Origin of the sequence: Mycobacterium sp., from assembly GCF_049280035.1 — a bacterium.
Classification (GTDB): domain Bacteria; phylum Actinomycetota; class Actinomycetes; order Mycobacteriales; family Mycobacteriaceae; genus Mycobacterium.
The window spans coordinates 1-8,432 of sequence record NZ_JBAPPI010000388.1 but is presented as its reverse complement, the minus strand read 5'-3'; the positions used below and the strand labels follow the sequence as shown (position 1 = coordinate 8,432).

Here is an 8,432-nt window from a genome sequence, read left to right as displayed (position 1 = left end):
GTACATGACCTGCAGTAAGTCAGCGACGGACGGGCTGTTCACATCCGGATTCTCGTGCGTGTTCCCGGAGAGTTGCACCGCCGGCACCTGGATGTCGTGCAGCGGGGGCGCCGCCGGTGCGGCGATGATGATGCTGAGGCCACCGAGCGCAACACCAGCGGTGATGCAGTATCGGGCGGCGGTTCGCATTGCTCTCCCTAAATGCCACCGTGACCAGTTCACAGCTGACGTGCATTACTGTACCTGAGAACTGGCTGAGAATCACCCTGTTTTAAGCAAAAATCTGGAAAAAAGAAACCTAAGGAGACTCAAGCCCGGGTTTGCGCCGCTCAGAGCGACGGGCTAGCTGCGCTTGGCCGCTTTCTTCGCCGGCCTCTTGCTCGCTGTTTTCTTGGCCGTCCGCTTCACCGGGCCCCGGGCGCGCCGGTCGGCCAGCAATTCCCCGGCACGCTCGTCAGTGATCGACAGCACGTCGTCGCCTTTGCGCAGGCTGGCATTGGTCTCGCCGTCGGTGACATACGGGCCGAATCGACCGTCCTTGATCACCATCGGCTTGCCCGACGCCGGGTCGTTGCCCAGCTCACGAAGCGGTGGAGCCGCGGCACCCTGCCGACCACGACGTTTCGGCTCCGCGTAGAGCTTCAACGCTTCCTCGAGAGTGATTTCGAACATCTGGTCTTCGGTGGCCAGCGAGCGAGAGTCGTTGCCGCGCTTCAAATATGGGCCATAACGCCCGTTTTGTGCGGTGATCTCCTCACTGGAGTCTGGATCAACACCGACGACTCGGGGCAGCGACAGGAGTTTCAGCGCGTCCTCCAGCGTGACGGTCTGCAAATCCATGCTGCGCAACAGCGAACCCGTGCGCGGCTTGGGGCCGGGGGCTTTTTTGCCCTTCGTGGCAGCGACGGCGTCGGGGTCGGTGTCTTCAGGGGGGCGCTCCGGCAGGATCTCGGTGACATATGGCCCGTAGCGACCGTCTTTGGCGACGATCTCGTGACCGGTCTCCGGATCCACACCGAGCGTCCGGCCCTCCTGGGGTGTGGCGAAAAGCTGTTCGGCCACTTCCAAAGTCAACTCGTCGGGAGTGAGCGTGTCGTTGAGGTTGGCCCGCTGCGGTTTCAACTCGCCGTCGTCGCCGAGCACCATCCGTTCCAGGTAGGGTCCGTTCTTGCCCACCCGCACATAGATGATGCGTCCTTCGGAATCGTCAAAGACCTTGATGGAGTTGACTTCTCGAGCGTCGATCCCTTCGAGGTTGACCCCGACCAGCTTCTTTAGCCCGCCGGAGCGTGCCACCGAATCGGGCACGCCATGGTCGCCGCCGAAGTAGAAGTTGTTGAGCCAGTTGGTGCGGTGCTCCTGTCCGGAGGCGATCGCGTCGAGCTCGTCTTCCATCGCCGCGGTAAAGCCATAGTCGACCAGCCGGCCGAAATGCTGTTCCAGTAGACCGGTGACGGCGAACGCGACCCACGAGGGCACCAGAGCGCTGCCCTTCTTGTACACGTAGCCACGGTCCTGGATGGTCTTGATGATCGACGAGTAGGTCGACGGGCGGCCGATGCCAAGCTCCTCGAGGGCCTTGACCAGCGAGGCCTCGGTGTAGCGCGCCGGCGGGTTGGTGGAGTGGCCGTCCGGGTTGAGCTCAAGGGCCGCCAGCCGCTGCCCCTCGGTCAGGTGCGGCAGCCGGCGCTCGGCGTCGTCGGCCTCGCCGCCGGCCAGCTCGTCCACCGTTTCCACGTAGGCCTTCAGGAAGCCGGCGAATGTGATGGTGCGACCGGTAGCGGAGAACACCACTTCCCGCTTTCCGGCGGGGCCACCCGCCGTGCCGGCGATCCGCAGGCTCAGCGTGGTGCCGCGCGCGTCGGCCATCTGCGAAGCCACCGTGCGCTGCCAGATCAGCTCGTAGAGCCGGAATTCATCGCCGTCGAGCTCGCGCCGCACCGCGTCGGGGGTCGCGAACGTCTCACCGGCGGGCCGGATCGCCTCGTGCGCCTCCTGGGCGTTCTTCACCTTGCGGGTGTACTGACGCGGCGACGCCGAGACGAACTCCTCGCCATAGAGCTGACGCGCCTGAGTGCGCGCCGCGTTGATCGCCGACCCCGACAGCGTCGTCGAGTCGGTACGCATATAAGTGATGTAGCCGTTCTCGTAGAGGCGCTGCGCGATGCTCATCGTGCGCTCTGAGGAGAACCGCAGCTTACGGCCGGCCTCCTGCTGCAGCGTCGATGTCATAAACGGCGGGTACGGACGCCGGGTGTAGGGCTTCTCCTCCGCCGACGCCACCGACAGCTGGGCGCCCTGTAATCCCCTGGCCAGTTCGGTCGCGCTCGCCTCGTCGAGGACCACAACCTCGTCGGCCTTGCGCAGCTGGCCCAGCGAGTCGAAATCGCGGCCGGTGGCAACCCGCAGGCCGTCGACGCCTGCGAGCCGAGCGGTGAAGGTGGGCGGCTGGGCTTGCGGGTCGGAGACGCTGGCGTCCAGCTGGGCGACGATGTCCCAATACGACGCGCTGCGAAACGCCATGCGGTCGCGTTCACGCTGCACGATGATGCGGGTAGCCACCGACTGGACCCGGCCCGCCGACAGCTTGGGCGCCACCTTCTTCCACAGCACCGGGCTGACCTCGTAGCCGTACAGCCGGTCCAAGATGCGGCGGGTCTCCTGCGCGTCGACCAGGTCGATGTCCAGGTCACGGGGGTTTTCGGCGGCCTCCAGGATCGCCGGCTCGGTGATCTCGTGGAACACCATCCGCTTGACCGGGATATTCGGCTTGAGGGTTTCCAGCAGGTGCCAGGCGATGGCCTCGCCCTCGCGGTCACCATCTGTGGCCAGGTAGAGCTCGTCGACGTCTTTGAGCAGGCCCTTCAGCTCGCTGACGGTGCTCTTCTTCTCCGGGCTGATGATGTAGAGCGGCTCGAAGTCGGCGTCGACGTTGACTCCGAGGCGCGCCCAGGGCTGCGACTTGAACTTGGCCGGCACGTCGGCCGCGGCGCGGGGCAGGTCGCGGATGTGGCCTCGCGAGGACTCGACGATGTAGCTGGAGCCCAGGTAACCGGCCAGTTTGCGCGCCTTCGTCGGCGACTCGACAATGACGAGTCGCCGCGTGTTTCCACTGCCCCTGCCATTTTGAGGGCCAGCCCGGTCGGCTTCAGCCACTTGCGTTTACGCTCACTTTCCACTTTGTCCCGAGCCGACTGGCGGTGCCGTTGGGCCCTGCGGACACCTGACAATGTGGCACCCGGGATGGGCCGACGCAAACCGACCCCCCGGTCAACGCCCGCCCAATCGCGGCTAAACGTGCGGCCAGTAGGGCAACGCCTCCGCGGCGTCCGGTGGTTCCCCGACGCTTTCTACCAGGCGCGATAGCCTGCGCCGGCCGCTGATTCGCAACGCCGGACGAGCCCCGCGGGTGCCGATCAGGGTCGGGGCTATCCCGACCCGCATCAACGCCGATGCGAGCGGCGAATGGGTGTCCGGCGCGTGCGGGTCCAGTCCGAGCAGATATCGGTCGGCCTCTGGGCTGCCCGCCGCCAATATCCAGGCCCGCAGCTCGCGCGGACCGGGCAGCCACAGCGGGGGGACGGTCTTCACGGCACCGCGGGTCCAGTCGCCGGCAATGGAACGCAGCCTGGCGTCGACGGCGGTCCGTACCAGCGGAGTGTTTTCGTCGGTCTGGGTGATTTCGGCCACCAAACCGGCCTCGTCGATCATCTCGGCCAACGCCTGGGCCCGCCAGGGCTGGTCCACAACGACCGACAGCCTGGCCCCACCGCCGACCGTCACGATCTGGCCGGCGGCCGCCAGCACCCCGGTGAGGTCGCCGACCGCAGGCGGCACCGACTCCGCCGAGAAGAAGGACAGCTGGCTCACGTCACCGACAGTAAGCGCCCGGGTGACGATGCGCGCCGTGGCGCGCTGTGGGGGGACCCCCAGAGGCGAGGGGGCGAGCCGCGCGATCAGGGCCCGCCCGCCGCACGCTTTGCGCAGCGGCCGCGCGACCACAGCGAAAACCCCCCGACCGAACCCGGAAACTCCGGACCGCGCGGGGGGTTGTCGTCAGAGGATTCTCAGATGGAGCGGACGCCGGTGGCCTGGGGACCCTTGGGGCTCTGGCCGACCTCGAACTCGACCCGCTGGTTCTCCTCGAGGGTGCGGAAGCCGCTTCCCTGGATCTCCGTGTAGTGGACAAACACGTCGGCTGAACCGTCCTCGGGGGCGATGAAGCCGAATCCCTTCTCCGCGTTGAACCACTTCACAGTTCCCTGTGGCATTTCTTGATCTTTCCTTTACTTCTCGGGTGCGGTACACCGCCTTTCGGTGCACCGGGCCCGTTCCGACCGCTATACCTTGCCGAGTCGCCGGAACTTCACCCGACCTACAACCTCGCAGGAACCGCGGCCGCAACGTTGATCCTGCGAAAGTTTTACACGAACACAGAAGCTGCGACCGCAAACAGTCAATCACGTTCATCGCGTCTGCGACAGCCTCAGGTGATCAATTCAGCTACCAAGAGGTAAACAATTCAGGTGAGATGCACCAAACCCCTGGCCGCGGGGTCGCCGTCGGTTGAGGTATTCGGCAATTAGCTCACCAGGAGGGGCGGACACATGGTGACGTTCGGCAGCGAACTGCTCGCCGCCGCGGTCGCCGGTAGCGAACCGGGAGAACACCCGCTACGTCATGTCGCCGAGCTGCCGCCAAGCCAAGGCCGCCGACGTCCGTGGCCGGCATGGGCCGAGCCGGACGTGGTGCGCGCCTTCACCGATCGCGGTATCAGTTCGCCGTGGGCACATCAGGCTGACGCAGCGGAGCTCGCGCATGCCGGTCGTCATGTGGTTATCAGCACTGGCACAGCATCGGGGAAATCGTTGGCCTATCAGCTTCCCATCCTCAACGCGCTGGCGTCCGATCCGCGGGCCCGGGCGCTGTACTTGTCGCCGACGAAAGCGCTTGGCCACGACCAATTGCGGGCCGCGCATGCGCTGACCGCGGCGATACCCCGGTTGGGTGATGTCGCGCCGACGGCCTACGACGGTGACAGTCCGGCCGAGGTGCGACGTTTCGCGCGCGAGCGCTCGCGGTGGCTGTTCTCCAACCCCGATATGGTCCACCTGGCACTGTTGCGCAACCATGCCCGGTGGGCGGTATTTCTGCGCGGCCTTCGTTTCCTGGTTGTCGACGAATGCCATTACTACCGCGGTGTTTTCGGCTCGAACGTTGCGATGGTGCTGCGTCGCCTGCTGAGGTTATGCGCACGCTACTCGGCCGACTCGGCCACAACACCGACCGTTGTTTTCGCCAGCGCGACAACCGCAGCCCCAGGTGCAACTGCCGCCGAGCTCATCGGCCAGCCGGTGGCGGAGATCACCGAGGACGGTTCGCCACAGGGCGCCCGCACGGTGGCGTTGTGGGAGCCGGCACTGCGCACCGACCTCGTCGGCGAAAACGGCGCTCCGGTGCGACGGTCCGCCGGTAGCGAGGCGGCACGAGTGATGGCCGACCTGATCGCCGAAGGGGCGCGCACGCTGACCTTTGTCCGGTCGCGGCGGGGCGCCGAATTGACCGCGCTGGCAACACGTGCGCGGCTGGAAGACATCGCTCCGGAGCTCACCGAGTCGGTGGCGTCTTATCGCGCGGGTTATCTGCCCGAGGACCGTCGCGCGCTCGAACGCGCGCTGGTCGACGGGCAGCTGCGAGGTCTGGCCACCACTAATGCGCTGGAGTTAGGTGTCGATATCGCCGGGCTCGACGCCGTGGTGATGGCCGGCTTCCCCGGGACGGTCACGTCGTTTTGGCAGCAGGCCGGCCGATCTGGGCGACGTGGTCAGGGCGCGCTGGTCTTGCTCGTCGCCCGCGACGATCCGTTGGACACCTATCTGGTGCATCACCCCGCCGCGTTGCTGGACAAGCCGATCGAACGCGTAGTGATCGATCCGGCCAACCCGTATATCCTTGGCCCGCAGTTACTTTGTGCTGCAACGGAATTGCCCCTAGAGGACGCCGAGGTGCGAACGTTGGGGGCCGAGGAGGTCGCCGAGGGACTCGTCGATGACGGGCTGTTGCGACGACGATCCGGCAGGTACTACCCGGCCCCGGGCGTCGATCCGCATCCGGCGGTGGACATTCGGGGGTCGACGGGCGGCCAGATCGTCATCGTGGAGAGCGGGACCGGACGGTTGCTGGGGACCGCCGGTGTCGGACAGTCCGCCGCTTCGGTGCACCCCGGGGCGGTATACCTGCATCAAGGCGAAAGTTACGTTGTCGATTCGCTGGACTTCGAAGGGGGCGTGGCTTTCGTTCACGCCGAAGATCCCGGATACGCGACGTTTGCAAGGGAATTCACCGACATCGCGGTCACCGGCGCCGGTGAACGGCGGGTATTCGGTTCGGTCACGTTAGGCCTGGTACCAGTCAGCGTCACCAGTCAAGTCGTCGGCTATTTGCGCCGTCGGCTGAGCGGGGAGGTCATTGACTTCATCGAGCTGGATATGCCGGCGTACACGCTGGCCACCACCGCGGTGATGTACACGATCACGCCGGAAGCTCTGCGCCGCAACGGGATCGACGCGCCGCAAATCCCTGGATCACTACACGCCGCCGAGCACGCCGCGATCGGGCTGCTGCCCCTGGTGGCCAGCTGCGACCGCGGCGACATCGGCGGCCTGTCTACCGCGGTGGGTCCAGAGTCCGATGGGCTGCCCAGCGTCTTCGTCTACGACGGCTATCCGGGCGGAGCGGGTTTCGCCGAACAGGGTTTCCGCCGCGCGAGCACCTGGCTGGGTGCCACCGCTGCCGCTATCGAGGCGTGTGAGTGCCCGTCGGGATGTCCGTCCTGCGTGCAATCGCCGAAATGCGGCAGCGGTAACGAACCACTGGATAAGGCCGGGGCTGTGCGCGTGTTGCGCTTGGTCCTCACGGCGCTGGCACACGACGCGACATCGCGATGACGACCGACCCCTCGACGGTCGACTTCCACGTGTCTGTGTCGTGGCGGCCGCCACGAAAACACATTTCCTCGCTGCTGAAGAAACGCGCACATGCCGAAATTACAAACCAGTGCGGCGAACGGTCGGACAGCACAATCCGCTCACTATCCCAATGGGCGCAGCAGCAAAATACCCGGCCGCGCTGACCTGTGCAAGTTGCCGGCTGACGTATCAAGGTCATCCTTAGGTTGACTTCCGCCACACTTCGCCGGATTGAGCAGGGCGGCAACGAGTTATCCCTTGCCAGATCGGTAAAATGTCGAAGCATGGCGCGCGACTGGCTGCTGGTGGAAACGCTGGGCAACGAACCGGCGGTGGTGGCGCTGGGCCGTCAATTGCGAAATCTTGTTCCGATTAGCGTGTTTCTGCGGCGTAATCCTCATCTTGCTGCCATCCAAGCCGCAATCGCGGAGTCGTTGCAAAATAGCCAAAGCCTGGTCAGCATCACACCCAAAAGCGACCGAGTGATCCGCACCGAGCCAGTGTTGATGTCCGACGGCTGCATGCACGGTGTGCATATCTGGAGCGGGCCGGCTGGGGTCGAGCCGCCTGAGCGGCCGATCCCGGGCCCGCTGAAATGGAACATGACTCTTAGAGTGGCCACCGATACGCCGGAGTCACTGGCCAACACCGGCAGGAATCTCGAGGTCGAGGATCCCGAGGGTCGCGCGTTCGCGGACAGCTGGCCGTCGGGTGATCTCAAGCCGAATGAAGGTAGGGCGCTGGCGGCGGCGGTCCGGTCGCAACCAGGTCAAACGCTGTGCGACACCTGGGACAGCACGGATTGGCAGGGCAATCACATCCGGGTGAGCTTTGTGGCTCGCAACGGGCTGGAGCCCGGGCCGGATGGCCGCGACCACGTGATCGCACGGGGGATGAATTGGCGTGCCGAACCGGCCGACCCGGCACCGTCGACCGACCGACTTGCGCAGCGGATCCTGCACGGGTTGGCACAGCCGGGTGTGCACCGGGCGTTGTTCGATCCCGCCAGCTGGACGCTGTTGAAATGGCTCGACGAGCCCTGTCCGTTTTATGACTGGCGACGTATTGCGATCGATGCACGGGTGCATCCCAGCGACGAATCGAGGATGGCGGCCATGACGGCGGAGTTCGCCGGCGGCGCCACCAGCGGGGTGCTGCGCATGCCGGGCCATAACGGCAGCTGGATTCCGGTGCATGTGACCGTCAACCGGGTGGAAGTCGAGCAGAAGACATTCGCCGGGCTGGTCTCATTGCGGTTGCCCACAGCGGCCGAACTCGCGGACGCGGGCCTGTCCGATTCCGATCCAACCGGCGGCTAAACCCGGTCAGCCGGGCCGGCGCGGGCGGCGGCCCGCGCGCTGCCCCATCCGCCGACACCGAGGCGCACCTCGACTGTGACGACGACGTCCAGGTCGTCCACAGCGCAGCCGGTGGTGCTCGTCCGCATCTCGCGGGCCACCACTT

The 8,432-nt window shown here is 65.9% G+C and carries 5 protein-coding genes and 1 pseudogene; 2 read left to right on the top strand and 4 right to left on the bottom strand.

Features of this window, described 5'->3' with window-relative positions; translation table 11 throughout:
* The 4 genes and pseudogenes from WAN71_RS13040 to WAN71_RS13025 form a co-directional block, all read right to left on the bottom strand.
* Positions 1–189: pseudogene (locus WAN71_RS13040) on the bottom strand (hypothetical protein); the annotation flags it as partial.
* A gap of 153 nt (positions 190–342) precedes the next feature.
* Entirely contained in the window at positions 343–3,156 is a 2,814-nt protein-coding gene (gene topA, locus WAN71_RS13035) for a type I DNA topoisomerase (RefSeq protein ID WP_422225730.1), read from the bottom strand.
* A 135-nt stretch (positions 3,157–3,291) separates the two neighbouring features.
* Positions 3,292–3,870: a hypothetical protein gene (locus WAN71_RS13030; RefSeq protein WP_422225729.1), complete on the bottom strand. Its 579-nt coding sequence runs from the start codon at positions 3,868–3,870 to the stop codon at positions 3,292–3,294.
* 197 nt (positions 3,871–4,067) lie between these two features.
* Entirely contained in the window at positions 4,068–4,271 is a 204-nt protein-coding gene (locus tag WAN71_RS13025; protein WP_003925183.1) for a cold-shock protein, read from the bottom strand.
* 336 nt (positions 4,272–4,607) lie between these two features.
* Here WAN71_RS13025 and WAN71_RS13020 point away from each other — a divergent pair, with 336 nt between their 5' ends.
* Together WAN71_RS13020 and WAN71_RS13015 are read left to right on the top strand one after the other, a co-directional pair.
* Complete coding sequence (locus tag WAN71_RS13020; protein ID WP_422225728.1) at positions 4,608–6,947, top strand: DEAD/DEAH box helicase; 2,340 nt, start codon at positions 4,608–4,610, stop codon at positions 6,945–6,947.
* Between the two features lie 305 nt (positions 6,948–7,252).
* Positions 7,253–8,287, top strand: coding sequence for a PAS domain-containing protein (locus WAN71_RS13015; RefSeq protein WP_422225727.1), 1,035 nt, complete (start codon positions 7,253–7,255; stop codon positions 8,285–8,287).
* Positions 8,288–8,432 lie beyond the last annotated feature (145 nt).